This window comes from Paenibacillus sp. DRB1-1 (assembly GCF_052119485.1).
Taxonomy (GTDB): domain Bacteria; phylum Bacillota; class Bacilli; order Paenibacillales; family Paenibacillaceae; genus Paenibacillus; species Paenibacillus polymyxa_B.
The window spans coordinates 4,554,804-4,572,901 of the sequence record NZ_JBODQH010000001.1 but is presented as its reverse complement, the minus strand read 5'-3'; the positions used below and the strand labels follow the sequence as shown (position 1 = coordinate 4,572,901).

Genomic DNA, 18,098 nt, shown 5'->3' with positions numbered 1-18,098 from the left:
AAAATCAACTGTTACATTTAGACGTTTACTGTTATACTTCATTATCGATATAATACAACAAATTTCATAGTACAGTATAGAACACAGGAGATGATTGGATTGGAACACAAATTTTCGGGTATGGCTCGTACTCAGGGCTCGTCCATGGTAAGGGACATTTTAAAGCTGACACAGGGAACAGATGTGTTATCTCTGGCAGGTGGCCTTCCGGCCGATGCCTTTTTCCCCATCGAAGCTGTTGCTAAAGCCTATGAGCGGGTATTTCGTCTCGGCGGTACTACCGCTCTTCAATACGGCCTAACCGAGGGCTACATTCCTCTACGGGAACGTCTTGCAGCAATCATGTCATCCCAAGGCATCTCCGTCACCAGAGATAATATCATCATGACGACGGGCTCACAGCAGACCATTGATCTGGTTTCGCGTGTGTTGCTCGATCCGCAGGATACTGTATTGGTGGAGTCCCCTACTTATTTGGCAGCTCTTCAGGTATTTAATTCCTATGGTGCCAACATTGTAAGTGTAGATACAGACTCTAACGGTATGCAATTAGAAGATCTTGAAGCCAAGATCAAAAAACATCAGCCTAAATTCGTGTATGTCATCCCCACCTTCTCCAACCCGGCAGGAAGTGTTTGGAGTATGGAACGCAGAACAGGCGTTGTTGAACTATGCCGTAAATACGGCACTTTGATTTTTGAAGATGATCCTTACGGACGTCTTAAATTTGACGAAAACCTTAACTTTCCATCCCTTTTCTCAATTGATCAACAACTAGGTGGAGACGGTCATGTGATGTACACTTCTACATTCTCTAAAACCGTTGCTCCTGGTGTTCGCTCTGGATGGCTGGTAGCTAATCAAGCAATTGTCGTTAAAGTCGCCAATGCCAAACAATCTGCCGATCTGCACTCCAGCAGTATTGATCAACGTGCTTTGAATGAGTTATTGGAGTTTTTTGACTTGGACGGACATATTCGTACCGTGTCCGCTGAGTACCATTCTCGTATGCTACGTCTCACGTCGCTGATGAAAGAACGTCAATGGGAAGGAATCACCTGGAATGATGCACTTGGCGGTATGTTTATGTGGGTTACCCTACCCGAGGGCTTCCGTTCTGATCGGTTGCTGCAACTCGCAATTCAGGAAGGAGTCGCATTTGTCCCCGGACAAGTCTTCTATGCTGACCTAAGTGGCAGCAACCACATGCGGATCAACTTCACGCATACGGATCCTTCCCTGCTTCCTAAAGCGGTTGACCGATTGGATCGAGCACTGAAGATGTACACAGAGGAAAGTGTGGTAAAAAGCGTGCGATGATGGAGTTGGCAGGATATGTACGTGAGGCCGCTTCACGAATCATTTGATTTTACGATCGCTGTTACCCCCTGATTCGTTTGGAATTTGAATAGTATGGTGGAATCTGGGACAAAGGTGCAGGCTCGCTTCTACAGATTCAAATGCGTTGATACGCTAACTACGTGCCTCATCCTCGAACGGTTTTACGGTAGAGGAAGTAAAAATTAAAATGAAAGCCCCCAGTAATTATGCTGGGGGCTTCATTCCAAGAAGGCACTATTTCTGCGTAAATACGGTATGTTAAAAAGGGTGTGCCATGATTCCCGTTGGAATATGACACACCCTTTTTAATTCAATAAATACATTTGGATTAAAAGCTTTCACGCAAACAGGTCATTTACAAAAGTTAAATTTATACATTTTAAGGTGTTGCAGTGGGGAAAGTTTTCCGTAAGCCGGGTTCTGTGCTATTCGTGGTACAGACGGGAACTACCCTCCCACTACAAGCGACAATCATCTATCTAGGCCGAACATTGCTATCCAGCTCCAGCGACCAACCTAGACACGCCTCGGGCTAAGGCTGCTTCGCGAAGAAGCTGTGTCCCATTAGGTCTTGCTCCAGATGGGGTTTACCAGGAACGAAGTCACCAGCGTTCCTCGGGGTCTCTTACACCTCGGTTCCATCCTTGCCTGTGCCGCAAGCGGCCATCGGCGGTCCATTTCTGTGGCACTATCCTTCAACTCGCGCTGACTGGACGTTATCCAGCATCCTGCCCTATGGAGCCCGGACTTTCCTCTCGTGGCACACGCCACCAGCGATTGTCTGTCAAACTTTCCGAACAACATTACATAGTATACAGGGAACGCGCGCATGATACAACCCTGAAAATATTGTAAAACGTACAGATCTCTGTTTACTTGCTCAAATAAAACGGATGCACCTTTCTCTGCAATGAATCATCCGCCACATAATAAGCAGACCTTCCCACGTATAGCGGGATAGAAAGCTTACTAAAATCAGGAATCTCCTCATCTAGGAACAGTTCATCATCTCGGTAGGTCTGCTGTATTTCACCGACGATCCAATCATGATCTCCATAGGTATGAATATCCACGACTTTACACTCATAAGCAAGATAAGCCTCCAGCAATATAGGCACATTGACTGAAATTCCATCCTCATATGTAATGCCAAACTGCTGAAACTTATCTACATCTTTACCACTAAAGGTACCTACAGCCTGAATCCATTCCGATCTGTGTGCAGGCAGAAACTGAATACCAAAGCCTCCGCTTTTCTCGATCAGACCGTGAGAATATGTTTCCTTCCTCAGTGAAATGCCATACATGCCCGGTGATGATCCGATATAGGTATGCCAGCCTGAGGCCATTACATTATTTTCCCCCTCATAGCGGGAAGTAACAACAGCGACCATGCCTGGATAGGCATGAATTGCAGAATCAGATATCAGCGTCCGCATAGAACCTCTCCCTACGAAAAAAAATAATAGAGCATCTTCATTTTCTCATAGATGTCGAGATTTTACAAAAATTGAAAAGGCTCGGTTTCTACCTGAGATACATGTACTTCCGTTGAATAACGACCTTCTGCCAAGCGTTTGCGCATCCATTCTACGGTTTTAGGCTTCATAATCTTTTCAGCATTATGTCCAGGGTCAATAATAGCAATCCCCGCCATAAGGGCATCCTGAGCCGTGTGATAGTCAATATCCCCCGTGACTAATACGTCAGCTCCCTTAAAGAGCGACTTGTTCACATAACGGCTGCCAGAGCCCCCAAGAACGGCTGCCTTTTTGATCGTACGATCTAAGTCGCCCACCACACGTACATGCTCGACGTTGAGACCGTTTTTTACAACATCGACAAACTCCCGTAACGTGCAGGTCTCCTTGAGCTTGCCGACCCGCCCCAAACCAAAGCTACGGCCTTGCAAATCCATATGGTACAGGTCATAAGCCACCTCTTCATAAGGATGAGCCTTCAGCATCACTTGAACAACTTTATTGCGTACACCCTGCGGTACAATGGTCTCAATACGAACCTCCTCACTACGTTCCATTTTACCCTGCTCACCCAAAAACGGCTGTGTGCCTTCACCCGGTACAAAAGTTCCGTAGCCATCAATGTTAAAGCTGCAATGACTGTAGTTGCCGATATGTCCAGCTCCCGCCCCCAATACGGCATCCAGTACCCGTTGATGATGTGTTTTGGGTACGAAAACGACAAGCTTGAATAATTGCTCGGTGTGAACATCCTCCAGCGTACCTTCACTTTGAATACCCAGAGCTTCCGCCATCCAGTCATTCATGCCGTCCTCAGCCGTATCCAGATTCGTATGACTGATGTAGACAGCAATATCATTCTTGATCAGCTTTTCATACAATCTGCCAGCAGGCTGATCCGTATTCAAAGCTTTAAGTGGGCGGAATATAATCGCATGATGCGCAATAATGAGGTCAGCTTTTATGCGGATTGCCTCTTCGACAACCTCATCATTAACATCCAGGGCTACTAATATGTTTTTGATTTCCTTTTGCAGACTACCCAGCTGAAGCCCGATTCTATCGTCCGGAACTGCCAAGTATTTCGGAGCCAGCTGCTCCATATAGCTAATTACTGTCTGTCCTTTGGCAAACATGCAAGTACCTCCTCTAGCTGTTCAATTTGCTTGCGCAATTGTTCCCGCTTATGCTGTGCGGACTCCTGATCTGATCGTGCCACTTGTGCCAGCACATCCTCAAGCTTGCGAATCTCCAATTTCCATTTATAAAAAAAGATTTTATTCGGTGCTTTGACCAATAGCGGTCCGAGTTGCATTAACAAATCCTGTGTCAGTATCAGCGAACTATCGGGAAGTTTCCATGGTTGATACAGCGCATCCTGTTTCAGTGGGCTTACCGAATCAGGTACGGCCGTCAGAATCTCATATATTTTCCCGTCTTCTTCCATAATATGTTCACTTGTAAGTACCCATTGATGTTCGATGAGCCAACGGCGTAAGATATCCTCGCCTACGTTAGGCTGTAGAACAAGTTGTTTCACTGAAACAAGCTTGTCTTTCCCTTGCTCTAAAATGGAGGCGATCAAGGCACCACCCATGCCAGCTATCGTAATAACATCAACCTCATTGGCCTTAATTACAGCCAATCCATCTCCCTTTCTAACCGCAATGCGATCAGTAAGACCTGCTTCGGCCACCTGCTTTTGAGCCGCACGCAACGGGCCATCGTTGACCTCACCCGCCACGGCTTGCGGTACTCTGCCACTACGCACTGCAGCCACAGGAAGTAGTCCATGATCCGAGCCAATATCCGCAAGTCTGCTCCCGGCAGGAATTTGTTCCATAATATATTGTAATCGTTGAGAAAGTTTCATGACGTCACCCACGTAATCCATTTTTTTCGAGTCCAAAATAAAATTCCTACAACAAATGCCAACTTCAGTATGCTGTAAAACACCACATCATCCGCCGCTTGATGGCGCAGGATAATCGTGTCTGCTTCAGCCATAAATGCTAGTGTCATGCCTATAGCGAAATAAACCAAAGCAAGACGCGGAAAGCGGCGATGTACCCACCAGCTTAGCCAGATCAACAATACTGCGTGCAAAATCCAAAATGCCTCAAGCATCACTAAAGTTGCTGTAGGCCAGTAGCGGCCTATAAGGACCGCGTACACTAAAAGCAGCCCAGCAAGACCACAGTAATGAAGTAAGTTGATCCGCAAAGTTAATCCCACAAGACACCAAACCACACCGCATAGGCCTACGAGCAAAAGAAACCAAACCTTAGCATCACCTTGATGGAGCTGAATGATCCACACACCCGAACCCAGCATAATCGCACTGCCTAAAGTGCTCAACATCACACTCATACTCTTTTCGGAAGACCGCCAAAATGCGGCCACTCCATAGCAAATCGCAGTAACTGCACTTGCCGAGAATATTTGCATTGCCAACGGAAAAGCGGTAAAATAAAAACCGATCAAACAAATGCAGGAAATAATGACAAAACCAAGAAGCCAGGCGATCCCATGCCCGTGTCTAAGATATGTAAGCAGCCCGGTGTTGTTACGGTTCTGGCTCTGCGACGGATCTTCGTCCTCCCGATACAGGTTAGACAAAAAATCGCAATATTGCTCAGGGAGCAGCCGACTTCGCCGCCAATGCTCAATTTCATGTAACAGTATTGCCCGTTTTTTCTCCTGGTCCAAGCTTCTTCCCCTCCACCAAGGCTGCCATGAGATAAAAAAAGACCTCCTGCGCGCTTCAAGCCGCAGAAGGTCCGCAATGTTACGCTTCTATTCGAGGAAATCCTTCAGTCGCTTACTGCGGCTTGGATGGCGCAACTTACGCAGCGCTTTGGCCTCAATCTGACGAATACGTTCACGTGTAACACCGAACACTTTACCCACTTCTTCAAGGGTTCTGGTTCTTCCGTCGTCCAAACCAAAGCGGAGACGCAAAACATTCTCTTCCCGTTCGGTTAACGTATCCAGTACATCCTCGAGCTGTTCCTTCAGAAGTTCATAGGCAGCCGCATCTGCAGGCGCCAATGCTTCTTGATCCTCAATGAAATCCCCCAGATGTGAGTCATCCTCTTCACCAATTGGTGTTTCCAATGAAACCGGTTCTTGGGCAATTTTCATAATTTCCCGTACTTTTTCCACGCTCAGCTCCATCTCGGCAGCTACTTCTTCCGGCGTAGGTTCGCGCCCCAGCTCTTGCAACAGTTGACGCGATACACGAATCAGCTTGTTGATCGTTTCCACCATATGCACCGGAATACGGATCGTTCTCGCCTGATCGGCTATTGCGCGCGTAATGGCCTGACGAATCCACCAGGTTGCATACGTACTGAATTTAAAGCCTTTTTCGTAATCAAATTTTTCTACTGCCTTAATCAAACCCATATTACCTTCCTGAATCAGATCCAGGAAAAGCATTCCGCGACCAACATAACGTTTGGCAATACTTACAACCAGACGCAAGTTCGCTTCTGCCAACCGACGCTTGGCTTCTTCATCGCCGTTATTGATCCGTTTGGCAAGCTCCACCTCATCATCAGCAGAAAGCAAAGGTACACGACCGATTTCCTTCAAGTACATCCGGACCGGGTCATTAATTTTAATACCGGGAGGCAGGCTCAGATCGTCATCGAAATTAAAATCATCCCCATCATTGTTTTCCGGGTCGTCATTTTGACGCAATCTGGTAACTTCTTCGTCGTTGTCATTTACAACCTCAATCCCCAAGTCACCCAGTTGCTCATAAAACTCATCCATTTGCTCGGGGTCCTGATCAAACGGCGACAGTTTTTCCATGATATCTTTGTAGTTCAGAGAAGAACTTTTTTTACCCAACTCAATCAGTTGATCTTTGACCTGATCCAGTGTTAGTTCCGTCTCCAGTTCAGTATGCTGATCATTCGCCATCTTTCGACTCCCTCCTCCCTAGAAACATCCGACCTCTGTGTGTTCATTGTCTCTCTAGGGCTATAATCTCACTTGCAATTTGTGCTGCGCGCAAAAAGTCACCTAAGCGCTCAGCGGCTCTCATTTCTTCCCTTTTCAAATCCAGTTGCTCCTGCAATGGAAATTTTCGCACCTGATGAATATAATCATCCAAAATGTGCGGTGCCCATACGCCTGGAGCATCCATCATCATGATCGAACTTACGTTCTTCTCCAGCCGGTCGTCTTGCAAAGATGAAATAAAACGGCTTGTATCCGGTAACTTCCCTTGCGCGTAATAGGCATATAGATAAGCAGCAATTGCTGCATGATCCTCAATATTAAAGGCGTCGCCCAGATGCTTTTCTACATACTCTGCAGCTTCTAAATCTTGCATCATCCAGTGAAGCAGCCTGCGCTCAGCCACATGGTAAGCTGGCAACAAATTAGGTGTGGAGACCTGCCCTTTTTTATGCCTACCATTATTCCACCCATTTTCGTTATTATCCCCAAAGTTCTGTTTTTTTTGCAGGGATTGACGGAGTAAATTGCATTCTTGCTTCAAGGTTTCAAAATCCACCTTGACTTCGGCTGATACTTCGCGCAGATACACTTCCCGCTCGGTCGGGGATGACAGAGGTGCAATGACATTTAATGCTTCGCGGGAATACGCGATTCTTCCTTCTTCCTCTTGCAGTATATGGTTTTTTTTCAGATATATAAGCTTAAATTTCACCGTTGAAACAGCACTTTCGATAATTTGGCGCTGGAATCGTTCGCCGCCGTATTGCCGGATAAAATCATCCGGGTCCATACCGTCACTGACCAGCGCTACTTTCACGTGAAGTCCCGCATTTTCCAACAGCGGAAAATTTTTAAGCGCAGCAGCTTGTCCTGCCCGGTCACCATCATAACAAATAATGACCTCGTCGCACAGTCCTTTTAACATCGTAGCATGGTGCTCCGTTAGAGCAGTGCCCATGGCGGCCACCCCATTTTGTACGCCAGCTTCCCATGCCGAGATGACATCACCGTAGCCTTCAAAAAGAACACTCTGGCGGAGCTTGCGAATTGAGGTTTTAGCATGATGAAGATTGTACAGCGTTCGGCTCTTGTTGAATAGCTTGGTCTCCGGTGAATTCAAATACTTCGGCTGTCCCTCACCAAGTATACGGCCTGCAAAGGCAATAACTTTTCCGTTGCGATTCCAAATGGGAAACATGATACGATCTCTGAATCGATCCACATATCCATCACCCTCATGCCGGGGAGAAATAAGCCCTCCCTTTTCCATCTCCACGGGATCAAAAGAACGCTTCTCCAGAAACTGAACGATCGTATCCCATCGGTTGGGTGCATAGCCAATTTGAAATTGATCAATGATCTTGTCACTGAATCCCCGTGAACGCAAGTATTCCATCGCTGGTTTGCCGTGCTCCGTATTTTTAAGCAAAAAATGGTACATCTTAGAAGTTAACTCATACGCTTGCAACAGCCTGTCCAACTCAGGATGCTGATGCGATGAATCACGTCCCTGCCATTCGCCGAGCGGGATATGACTTTCTTCTGCCATTGTCCTGACAGCTTCGGGAAAGGATAGTCCTTCGATTTCCATCATAAACTTGATGGCATTGCCTCCCGCGCCGCAGCCATAGCAGTAAAAAATCTGACGATCCGGTGTCACGGTGAATGAAGGGGTTTTTTCGGAATGAAAAGGACAGAGGCCTTTCATATACTTCCCCTGCTTGGTCAAATGCACGTACTTGCTTACCGTATCTACAATATCATGATGTTGTAAAACCGACTCAATGATATCGTCCGGTATGTTACCTTGTCCGGCACTCATATTAACCACCTTCATCTCTTTAGCACGTAAATATAATTCGATACCGTTACTCATTCTCCTGCAAGCGAAGTAAAAGTTTTGTCAGTTTATGTTGAAAAACTTCACGATCCTCTAATGTAAACGGTTTAGGACCTTTTCCATAACGTCCTTTTTTCCGTTCTTTGGCAGAAGTATGACGTCGGTCAAGCATGAAATCTATCGAATCGTTTCGATACATAGCTCCGCGAAAAGACATCACTTCACAACCTTTTGCCAAGGCAAGTGCAGCAAGACCATAATCATTGGTGGTTACAATATCGCCGCGACGGATATGATTGGCAATATAGAGATCGGCACTTTGGTCGCTTCGGTCTACTTTAACGATGCTTACGCCTTTGCTGCCCTGAATGAGATGATCATATGAAGATACCATAATAACCTCAATATGAAAACGGGAAGCTATCTCCGCAATTTCACTTTTAACAGGACAAGCGTCCCCGTCAACAACGATCCGCACATCCAGTAAAGTTCCGGTTCCCTCCATGAGCATCCCCCATCTCCATCCGCATTCGAGTAAAATACGGAACGGCTGCAAGATTACTCTTACACCGTTCCGTATATTTATACCCATTTTTTCAAGTTGTTCATACTACCACAACTGACGTTTAAACTACAAGCTTGGAAAAATCGGCAAAACGCTTCAGTTCTGAGTCAATAGCAGCCAGCAATGCCAAACGATTATTACGAACAGCATCATCCTCAGCCATAACCATAACGGAATCAAAGAACGCCGTCACCGCAGGGGTAATGGATGAAGCAAGCGCTAACGCCCGTGTCGCATCTTCCTGTAAAGCTACGCTATAAGATTCATAAGCGCTATACCATGCTTCGTAAAGCGTTTTTTCGCCTTGCTCCGTAAACTCACCGGTATTAAATGACTTATGAACTGCTTTAGCAGCCAGATTACCTACACGATTAAAGGACTCAACTGTTGCTTTGAATACCTCACCTGTTTGTACGGCAGTCATTAACGCAGTTCCGCGGTTAACCACGGAAGCAACATCGTCATATCCAGCTGCAAGCACTGCATCCACAACGTCATAACGAAGTGTCTCGGACAATAGTTTCTTCACGCGTAATCCGAAAAACTCATGTAATTCTTTACGTATTTCATCCGCGGAACGTTTCATATTTCCAAGGTTGCCGTGCACCTCGAGCGCGATATTGAACACATCAGACAACGTAGCCGAAAGCTTGCGATCCAACAATATCTGCACAATACCTGCTGCCTGGCGACGAAGCGCGTAAGGGTCCTGTGAACCTGTTGGAATAATACCGATGGAGAAGCAGCCTGTAATGGTATCTATCTTGTCTGCGATACTTACAATTGCTCCAGCATTCGTTGAAGGAACCGTTTCTCCTGCAAAACGCGGCTGGTAATGCTCAAACACCGCTCTTGCCACTTCTTCCTTCTCTCCAGCCTTACGAGCATAATCCTCACCCATCACACCTTGCAGTTCCGGGAACTCATATACCATTTGTGTTACCAGGTCAAATTTACAAATATCCGCTGCTCGGCTAACCGATTCCTGTGTATCTGGGGAAACGCGAAGCTTCTCTGCCAGAGCATCAGCAATACGGCGAATACGGCGTACTTTGTCTCCAACCGTTCCCAGCTCTTCGTGGAAAACGATACTTTCCAATTTGGAGAGTGCATCCTTAATTTCCAGCTTCTGATCTTCCTCATAAAAGAATTTGGCATCAGACAACCGCGCACGCAATACTTTTTCATTCCCTTTAGCAATGACTTCCAGTGATTGACTTCCTCCGTTACGTACCGTAACAAAGTATGGCAATAGCTCTCCTGTGCGATCCAGCACTGGGAAATAGCGTTGATGTTCGCGCATGGAAGTAATGAGTACATCCTTCGGAATGTTCAGGAACGCAGGATCAAAACCTCCGAACAGTACAGTTGGGGTTTCCACCAAATACAGCACTTCTTCCAGCAAATCATCCTTGACCGCAATCGTCCAATCTTTTTCGGCAGCCAGCGCTTCAATCTGCTTTACAATAAGCGATTGACGTTCCTCAATGTCCACAATGACATGCTGCTTGCGAAGCACTTCAACATAGTCAGCTGGACTTTCTACTACGGCATCCTGTCCCAAGAAACGATGCCCTCTTGTCACATTTCCTGACTGCACGCCGGCAATCTCCAAATTAACAATATCGCTACCAAACAAGGCAATCAACCAGCGGATCGGACGAACAAATTTAAAGTCATAACTTGCCCAGCGCATGAATTTAGGGAATGTCATGGCATGTAAAATGTGCAATAAACCTTCGGACAGTACATCCGCTGTTGGTACACCTATGCTGCTCTTAGTTGCGTAAATATATTCCACGCCTCCAAGCTCCTTGAATGTGAACTGTTCAGGATCAACACCTTGGCTGCGAGCAAAGCCTAGTGCGGCCTTGCTCCAGTTACCAGCCTCGTCGAGTGCGATTTTGCGGGAAGGACCTTTAACTTCTTCGTTAATATCTTCTTGCTTCTCCGCTACTTCCTTGACAAGTACCGCCAAACGGCGAGGTGTAGCATAAGCCTCTACAGCACCATAAGCAATACGTGAACTGTCAAGCCACGCCGTCATACGCTGCTTCAACTGCTGAATTGCATTCGGGATAAAACGTGCAGGGACTTCTTCCAACCCGATCTCAAACAATAAATCCTTAGACATTTGCCGCACCTCCTTTCTTCAACAGCGGGAAGCCCAGCTTCTCGCGCTCCTCCAGATAGGTCGCAGCCACCTGACGTGCCAAATTACGCACTCGTATAATAAACCCAGTCCGTTCCGTAACACTGATCGCTCCGCGAGCGTCCAGCAAGTTGAACGCATGAGAACATTTCAGCACATAATCATAGGCTGGAAATACAAGATGCTGCGCCATCGCTTTATTTGCCTCTTCTTCGTACATATTAAAAAGAGTAAAGAGCATTTTGACGTCAGATACTTCAAACGTATACTTGGAATGCTCAAATTCAGGCTGGTGAAAGACATCGCCGTATGTGATTCCATTGACCCACTCCAAATCGAACACATTCTCCTTGTCCTGGATGTAGGAAGCAAGACGCTCCATACCGTACGTGATTTCTACGGCAACCGGACTGGCATCAATACCGCCCACTTGCTGGAAATACGTGAATTGGGTAATTTCCATACCGTCCAGCCATACTTCCCAACCTAAGCCCCACGCTCCCAGCGTTGGTGCTTCCCAGTTGTCTTCAACGAAACGAATATCATGCTCCAGAGGGTTAATGCCTAAACGGCTCAAACTCTCTAAATACAATTCCTGAATGTTATCCGGTGAAGGCTTCAAAACTACTTGAAACTGATGATGCTGATACAGGCGATTCGGGTTCTCACCATAACGTCCGTCTGACGGACGACGAGAAGGCTCAACATAAGCTACGTTCCACGGCTCAGGTCCGATCGAACGTAAATACGTCATCGGGTTCATCGTGCCTGCCCCTTTTTCCGTGTCATACGGCTGTACAATAATACAGTTGTGTTCAGCCCAAAATTGTTGCAGCGTTAAAATCATCTGCTGAAAATTCATTGGTACACGCTCCCTTTCCAATTCCCTCAAATGTTGGTGATTTCTTCTCATTAAGCTCGTATGTACAGGGCTATTTTATCCCAAAAGCCTTGCTAGAGACAGCAAAAAGCCCCCGCCTCTACGCCTGTACAGACGTAGGGACGAGAGCTGACTCCCGCGGTTCCACCCTACTTGATTGCGATCCTACATCACCAATCAGATCGTAATCCTCTTTTCCGTGTCCATTCAGACGCTCCCGAGTGCCTTGTTCACGAAGAATTCCCGTTGGGCTTACACCGTCCCCAACTCGCTAATTACAGAGAATACATCCCGCTACTTTCTCGTTCAATGCATCTGCTCCCGAAGGAGATATATAGTAGGATATTACACGTTTTCAGCAATACAGTCAAGAGAATAAGGCGTTTCACATATCGTACTTGTCGAGCTGATCCAAGAAATTTCGGGATTTCAGCTTGACCTCCAACTGCATATCCATGAACTGACGCATGACATGTTTGATCTCCAGCTTTGTGGATTCCTTTACGTCAATGTTGCCGAGCCGATTCAAATCCATTCTGGCGAACAAGCGCAGCAACTTCAATGTACGTGGAGTCACGCTCAATGCAGCTGGATCATAATGCTTGTAGCTCCGACACAAAACTCCGCCCAGCCTCGGACTGACAAACATATCTTCATCGGCACATTGTTGACCACTTGAAATACATGCATCAAGCTGAGGAGCATATCCGGCCGCCTGCAATATTTTAAATTCATAAATACTCATGACGATCAGCGGATCTTTGCCACTCTCCAGCGCCTCCAAACATGCTTTAAGCTGCTTAAACCAGAACGCGCCTGTTTCCTCATCCTGTAACACCCGATCGAGTAATTCACAAGCATAAGAAGCGTAAGCAGCTTTAGTAATATCCTCGCGTAATGTATGGTGGGATTGGATGATTTCACCGGCATTCAACGTGCCTAAGCCTGTGTTTCGAAAAAAAACGAATTCACCGTACGTAAACGGCTGCGTTAAAGCAGCGTGACGGCTTTTGGACTTTTTTGCACCTCTGACCAGCACGCCTGCTTTACCTCCGCTTTCGGTGCAAAGCGTAATAATTTTGTTCCCCTCACCGTAATCCATGCTGCGGATGACGATTCCTTCCACCCTGTAAAGCATGCCTCTTCCCCCAAACATTCGCGAAGAAGCCAGTGGCTTGTACTATTCACGGGCTTCTTCATGCTCGTCCGACTCTCCCTCATCCGTGTCTTGCTCCCTTGTCACGGCGCTCTCCCGATATAACAGATACGCACCGACATCTCCAGTCATCGCAAAATACTTCCACGAAAAATCTCGCAATCGTATTCATCCTTTCTTCGGAAATGACGTTTGCATCTCAAAAATAGGATGATGCGAAGAGGGGGGAAGTATGCGATGAAATAAATGGATTGCGTTAAAAAAAGGCTGCTGTATGAGGGCTGTAACACTGCTCCGCTAGTGCATACAGTTAACCTTTTTTGTAAAAACGCTCATTATTTCATCACTGGAAGAAAAGGGTAAAAAAAGCAAGAGTTAAGCGCCGCATATGGGCGGCGCTTTGAATGACCAAAAAACTGTTACTTTTACGTCTTTTGTCGGAGGATCGGCACGGCTTTTTATAATGTTCATAAAAAAACATACGTATCTAATAAAAAACGACTTAAGCCTTAATAAAGCCCTTTAAACTAAAGTGGCTATAGAGTCCTGCCGTGCTTCTAGACGTCGCGATGGAAGCCAAGGTCACGAAGGACGCGTTCCTGGTTGCGCCAGTCTTTTTTGACCTTAACCCAAAGTTCCAGAAAAATCTTGGAGCCTAGCAGGTTTTGGATATCCTGGCGAGCCTGTTTGCCCACTTCTTTGAGCATGGCTCCCTGTTTGCCGATAATGATCCCCTTCTGGGAGTCACGCTCTACAAAAATAACAGCCATAATATGCACTACCCCATTATCCTGCACTTTCATGTCTTCAATCATAACCGCAATAGAATGGGGTACTTCCTCACGTGTCATATGCAGAATTTTTTCCCGAACCAGTTCGGAGATGACAAACTGTTCTGGATGATCGGTAATTTGATCGTCCGGATAATATTGCGGACCTTCTGGCAAGTATTTTTGCACCTGCTCCAGCAGGGTGTTTACATTGTTGCCCATTTTGGCCGAGATCGGTATGATTTCTGCAAAGTCGTACAACTTGCGATACTGCTCAATCAGGGGCAACAACGCTTCCGGCTCAATGCGATCAATTTTATTCAGCACCAAGATAACTGGCGTTTTTACTTGTTTAAGCTGTTCCGCAATAAAACGGTCGCCACCGCCCAGACCTTCAGCAGCGTCAATAAGAAAAAGTACCGCTTCTACTTCCCCCAACGTATTAAAAGCAGTCTGATTCATGTAATCGCCTAATTTTGACTGGCGCTTATGAATCCCGGGTGTATCTAAAAATACAATTTGTGTGTCCTCTGTAGTAAATACGCCGTGAATTTTGTTGCGTGTAGTTTGTGGCTTGTCTGACATAATGGCGATCTTCTGCCCAATGACGTGGTTCATCAGTGTTGATTTTCCGACATTGGGTCTGCCAACAATTGCGACAAAGCCTGATTTAAAGTGTTTCTTAGCCATTTCATTTCCTCCAGCGCGATTAAGCACCTATTTTATTTTGGTTTTTCCATTAAAACAGCGAGCCAATTAACGTCAACATAGGCCTATAAAACACAAATATACCAATAATTACAGCAAAAACCGCTGCCAGGAGCACGGCTCCGGCGGCGGTGTCTTTAGCCGCTTTGGCCAGCGGATGAATATCAGGCGAGATGAGATCCACCGTTGCTTCAACAGCGGTGTTGAACAGTTCGGCTACAATGACTATAGCGATAGCCACGCAGACGAATAACCAGTCGAGCCGGGAGATGTGCAGAGTTAAGCCTGCTACAATGACAAGGAGCGCCACGGCCACATGTATCCGCATATTTACTTGCGTACGCAGAGCATACATCACGCCTTCTGCCGCATAGCGAAAGGTCATTCTCCAAGGCTGACGTCTCATTACCTTGTCAACCCCGCTTGAGCCAGTACAGCTTCCTGTTTACCCATCATTTCAGCTTCACTCGCATCATCCTGATGATCATAGCCTAACAGATGCAGAAAGCCGTGAACAAACAAAAAACCGATTTCACGCTCAATCGAATGTCCGTATTCTTCACTCTGAGCTTGCGCTGTCTGTACAGAGATTATAATATCCCCCAGAACATCCGGTACATCATTCAATGAATTTTCTTCATTCGGTTCGTAAATAATTTCAAGCTCTTCATCCAGTGTCTCCTTCATAGCAAAAGACAACACGTCGGTGGGACGATCAATTCCCCGATAGTCCCTGTTCAACTCATGAATTTGCTCATCATTAACGAAGGTAAGGGCTACCTCACCGTCTGTGACTCCTTCCACTTTGCCTGCCCCCTCTAATAAGGTGTTCAGCAGCGTAATCAAGGATTCGTTAATTACCATATCGTTTTGTTCATTATTCCAAGCTAATTGAAGGCCCATGCCAACCGCTCCTTTTAATTCTAGTGCTCTAACCGCGCTTCGTGCACAAGTTATATTAAGCTTTTCCGTTGTCAGACTTGGGCCTTTCCTCTGGATACTCAATACGGGAATGGAAAATCCCCATTACTGTTTCCTTGAGGGTTTGAGCCACGATATCAAGCTCCCGCATGGTCAGCTCGCAGTCGTTAAATTGGTGATCATCAAGACGGCTCTTAATAATTTTCTCAATCATGGATTCTACCTGTTCCACCGTCGGCTTCCGTAAGGAACGAACTGCTGCCTCCACGCTATCAGCAATTCCCACTACAGCAGACTCTTTAGACTGAGCCTTCGGTCCCGGATAACGGAAATCATCCTCCGTGAAGTCAGGCTCTACCCCCCGCTCTTCAGCCTCACGCAACGCCTTGTGATAAAAATAGTGTAAGAATGTCGTTCCGTGGTGCTGCTCGGCAATATCGCGAATTGGCTTGGGAAGCTTGTAATCCAATTGCATTTCCACCCCGTCACGAGCATGGGCGATAATGATGGATTTGCTCAGCTTGGGCTCTATTGTATCATGTGGATTTTCCAACCCATTTTGATTTTCAATGAAGTACGAAGGCCTCTTGGTTTTACCAATATCATGATAATACGAACCAACCCGGCACAACAAGCCGTTTGCTCCTATAGCCTCCGCTGCGGCCTCTGACAGATTACCCACCATTACACTATGATGATACGTTCCCGGTGTCTCCGTAAGCAGCTTGCGGAGCAATGGATGGTTGGGATTCGACAGCTCAACAAGCTTCAGTGCCGACAAGATACCAAAGGTAGACTCAAAAAATGGCATTAGCCCAATAACAAGTATTGCTGTTATCAGACCGCCTGCAAAAGCGAAAGCTACCCCATAGAGCGTCGTCGTTTGAGTCCAATTCCCTTGGTCAATCAGTGCCAGAGAAAAAACAGACAGGGCCCCGAACAGGCATACCATGATCGCCCCTTTGAACAGTGTTGAACGCTGGCTGGCTCGATGGGTAGAGAAAATCGCTGCCAGACAGACCACAAGAGCAAAAAAACCAAAATTAAAGTCAAAAATTTGTCCCTGACGGACATTCAAAATAACACTTGCCAATATACTGAATATAACGGCACATACGAAAGCCAACGACATATCAAGCAACAGCGTTACGAGCATAGCTCCAAGCGCGATAGGCGCCAGATAGCCGAGATAGGACCGTTCACTGTTCTGCAGTATGGAAATTAACATCATTGCTCCCACTGTAATCACAAAGATTAATACTAGCATGAGCAACTGCGCATTATTATACTTGAAGTTTCGTGTTCGTGATTGGAATTGACGAATATACATAAACAGGCCCAATGCCAGCATCATAGACAACATCAGTAGTCCAAATTGTGGCCAATAATTGATTTTATCCTTGAGCAGTTCATTTTCATCAAGCAGTGTGTAGATTTCCTGGGTAATAATCTCACCCTTCTTGACGAGTACTTCACCCTGTTTAATGTAAACTGTCGGTGTATCTTCACGAGCCTGTACCTTGGCGTCCTTCGTAGCTGTATCATCATAAAACTTGTTGGCGGTAATCACAAGCCTTGCAAGTTCCTGAACAACCTCCCGTGAAGTACGCTTAGTAAGCGAGCTTGTACTAACCCGCTCCGCTACCTTCGCTCGGGCTGTCTGGGCATCCGTAATTTGATCATTCATCAACCCTGTCACAATCTCACGGGCGACAGGCCGCATTTCAGCAATATCCTCAGATGTAAGGCGCGGAATTTTAATGAATGTCTCCTCTGGAATTCGGTACGTTTGCTCTTTCGTTTTTTCCAGCACTTCATCCAGCAACTTATCTGGGTAGGCATCCGCATTACGGCTGTTATTCACAAAATTTTGCACAAATTCCCGTGCACGTTGCGGAATCTCATCCTTATAAATCAAAATCTTATCTACTCTGGAAACCTGATCATCCTGATTGAGCCGTTCAATTCGATCCAAAATACCAGTAATCAGGTTATCGTTGCGAACTGGCACAATGGTATACATGGGCTGCACACGTTCAGCTGATTCCTCTTGAGCCTTCAAGGTCGCCTTACTGTTAGGAAGCTGCATCGGGGCGACAATTTCCTTTTCACTCGGTTGATTTACCCGAATGTCATAACGCTCGGGAAGCAGCTTGGACGCAAAGCCTACATAAAAAAGAACCACCAAAAATAAAAACAGAAGATAGCGTGTCGCCACGCTATACTTCCATCCATTCATTCTATGCTGGAACGTTTTTCCTTTAGATAATTCCTTCGAGGTCATCTAAAACAATCCCTCTCCATCATCTTTT

The 18,098-nt window shown here is 46.2% G+C and carries 16 protein-coding genes and 1 other RNA gene; 1 reads left to right on the top strand and 16 read right to left on the bottom strand.

Features of this window, described 5'->3' with window-relative positions:
• Positions 1-99: 99 nt before the first annotated feature.
• Positions 100-1,320 (top strand): aminotransferase-like domain-containing protein, encoded by a 1,221-nt coding sequence (locus ACQW03_RS20545; protein WP_441951493.1) that lies wholly within the window; start codon positions 100-102, stop codon positions 1,318-1,320.
• A 415-nt stretch (positions 1,321-1,735) separates the two neighbouring features.
• On the opposite strand, the gene rnpB is transcribed toward ACQW03_RS20545, so the two are convergent.
• The 16 genes from rnpB to ACQW03_RS20465 all read right to left on the bottom strand — a co-directional run bounded on the left by rnpB (position 1,736) and on the right by ACQW03_RS20465 (position 18,070).
• Positions 1,736-2,134: RNase P RNA component class A (rnpB, locus tag ACQW03_RS20540), an RNA gene on the bottom strand.
• 79 nt (positions 2,135-2,213) lie between these two features.
• A complete protein-coding gene (locus ACQW03_RS20535) occupies positions 2,214-2,780 on the bottom strand; it encodes a flavin reductase family protein (RefSeq protein WP_441951491.1) in 567 nt (188 codons plus the stop codon).
• A gap of 62 nt (positions 2,781-2,842) precedes the next feature.
• A complete protein-coding gene (locus ACQW03_RS20530; RefSeq protein ID WP_441951489.1) occupies positions 2,843-3,958 on the bottom strand; it encodes a Nif3-like dinuclear metal center hexameric protein in 1,116 nt (371 codons plus the stop codon).
• A complete protein-coding gene (locus tag ACQW03_RS20525; RefSeq protein WP_071641801.1) occupies positions 3,934-4,695 on the bottom strand; it encodes a tRNA (adenine(22)-N(1))-methyltransferase in 762 nt (253 codons plus the stop codon). Before ACQW03_RS20525 ends, ACQW03_RS20530 begins: the two co-directional genes overlap by 25 nt.
• Entirely contained in the window at positions 4,692-5,531 is an 840-nt protein-coding gene (locus ACQW03_RS20520) for a hypothetical protein (protein WP_076293507.1), read from the bottom strand. Before ACQW03_RS20520 ends, ACQW03_RS20525 begins: the two co-directional genes overlap by 4 nt.
• 87 nt (positions 5,532-5,618) lie before the next feature.
• Entirely contained in the window at positions 5,619-6,752 is a 1,134-nt protein-coding gene (gene rpoD / locus ACQW03_RS20515; protein WP_007431230.1) for an RNA polymerase sigma factor RpoD, read from the bottom strand.
• 43 nt (positions 6,753-6,795) lie between these two features.
• Entirely contained in the window at positions 6,796-8,670 is a 1,875-nt protein-coding gene (gene dnaG, locus ACQW03_RS20510; protein WP_025722118.1) for a DNA primase, read from the bottom strand.
• A complete protein-coding gene (locus tag ACQW03_RS20505; RefSeq protein WP_013311130.1) occupies positions 8,663-9,139 on the bottom strand; it encodes a YaiI/YqxD family protein in 477 nt (158 codons plus the stop codon). Before ACQW03_RS20505 ends, dnaG begins: the two co-directional genes overlap by 8 nt.
• A gap of 121 nt (positions 9,140-9,260) precedes the next feature.
• Positions 9,261-11,333 (bottom strand): glycine--tRNA ligase subunit beta, encoded by a 2,073-nt coding sequence (gene glyS / locus ACQW03_RS20500; RefSeq protein ID WP_441951485.1) that lies wholly within the window; start codon positions 11,331-11,333, stop codon positions 9,261-9,263.
• Positions 11,326-12,213, bottom strand: a complete 888-nt coding sequence (glyQ, locus tag ACQW03_RS20495; RefSeq protein WP_023989480.1) for a glycine--tRNA ligase subunit alpha — start codon at positions 12,211-12,213, stop codon at positions 11,326-11,328. Before glyQ ends, glyS begins: the two co-directional genes overlap by 8 nt.
• A 403-nt stretch (positions 12,214-12,616) precedes the next feature.
• Positions 12,617-13,369 (bottom strand): DNA repair protein RecO, encoded by a 753-nt coding sequence (recO, locus tag ACQW03_RS20490; protein ID WP_025722121.1) that lies wholly within the window; start codon positions 13,367-13,369, stop codon positions 12,617-12,619.
• 42 nt (positions 13,370-13,411) lie between these two features.
• Positions 13,412-13,549: a YqzL family protein gene (locus ACQW03_RS20485; RefSeq protein WP_013372137.1), complete on the bottom strand. Its 138-nt coding sequence runs from the start codon at positions 13,547-13,549 to the stop codon at positions 13,412-13,414.
• A 395-nt stretch (positions 13,550-13,944) separates the two neighbouring features.
• Positions 13,945-14,847 carry a GTPase Era gene (era, locus tag ACQW03_RS20480; protein WP_071641807.1) on the bottom strand — a complete coding sequence of 301 codons (903 nt, stop codon included), beginning with the start codon at positions 14,845-14,847 and terminating at the stop codon, positions 13,945-13,947.
• A gap of 49 nt (positions 14,848-14,896) precedes the next feature.
• Positions 14,897-15,271, bottom strand: coding sequence for a diacylglycerol kinase family protein (locus ACQW03_RS20475; RefSeq protein ID WP_071641809.1), 375 nt, complete (start codon positions 15,269-15,271; stop codon positions 14,897-14,899).
• On the bottom strand, positions 15,271-15,768 hold the full coding sequence (gene ybeY / locus ACQW03_RS20470; protein WP_220029889.1) for an rRNA maturation RNase YbeY: 498 nt from the start codon (positions 15,766-15,768) through the stop codon (positions 15,271-15,273). Before ybeY ends, ACQW03_RS20475 begins: the two co-directional genes overlap by 1 nt.
• 55 nt (positions 15,769-15,823) lie before the next feature.
• Entirely contained in the window at positions 15,824-18,070 is a 2,247-nt protein-coding gene (locus ACQW03_RS20465; RefSeq protein WP_441951481.1) for an HD family phosphohydrolase, read from the bottom strand.
• Between the last annotated feature and the right edge of the window lie 28 nt (positions 18,071-18,098).

Coding starts and splice junctions, on each gene's coding strand:
- dnaG (WP_025722118.1), bottom strand. CDS start 8,670: ATGAGTAACGGTATCGAATTATATTTACGTGCTAAAGAGATGAAGGTG.
- ACQW03_RS20475 (WP_071641809.1), bottom strand. CDS start 15,271: ATGAGACGTCAGCCTTGGAGAATGACCTTTCGCTATGCGGCAGAAGGC.
- era (WP_071641807.1), bottom strand. CDS start 14,847: ATGGCTAAGAAACACTTTAAATCAGGCTTTGTCGCAATTGTTGGCAGA.
- ybeY (WP_220029889.1), bottom strand. CDS start 15,768: ATGGGCCTTCAATTAGCTTGGAATAATGAACAAAACGATATGGTAATT.
- ACQW03_RS20535 (WP_441951491.1), bottom strand. CDS start 2,780: ATGCGGACGCTGATATCTGATTCTGCAATTCATGCCTATCCAGGCATG.
- recO (WP_025722121.1), bottom strand. CDS start 13,369: ATGCTTTACAGGGTGGAAGGAATCGTCATCCGCAGCATGGATTACGGT.
- ACQW03_RS20465 (WP_441951481.1), bottom strand. CDS start 18,070: ATGACCTCGAAGGAATTATCTAAAGGAAAAACGTTCCAGCATAGAATG.
- glyQ (WP_023989480.1), bottom strand. CDS start 12,213: ATGAATTTTCAGCAGATGATTTTAACGCTGCAACAATTTTGGGCTGAA.
- glyS (WP_441951485.1), bottom strand. CDS start 11,333: ATGTCTAAGGATTTATTGTTTGAGATCGGGTTGGAAGAAGTCCCTGCA.
- ACQW03_RS20530 (WP_441951489.1), bottom strand. CDS start 3,958: ATGTTTGCCAAAGGACAGACAGTAATTAGCTATATGGAGCAGCTGGCT.
- ACQW03_RS20525 (WP_071641801.1), bottom strand. CDS start 4,695: ATGAAACTTTCTCAACGATTACAATATATTATGGAACAAATTCCTGCC.
- ACQW03_RS20505 (WP_013311130.1), bottom strand. CDS start 9,139: ATGGAGGGAACCGGAACTTTACTGGATGTGCGGATCGTTGTTGACGGG.
- rpoD (WP_007431230.1), bottom strand. CDS start 6,752: ATGGCGAATGATCAGCATACTGAACTGGAGACGGAACTAACACTGGAT.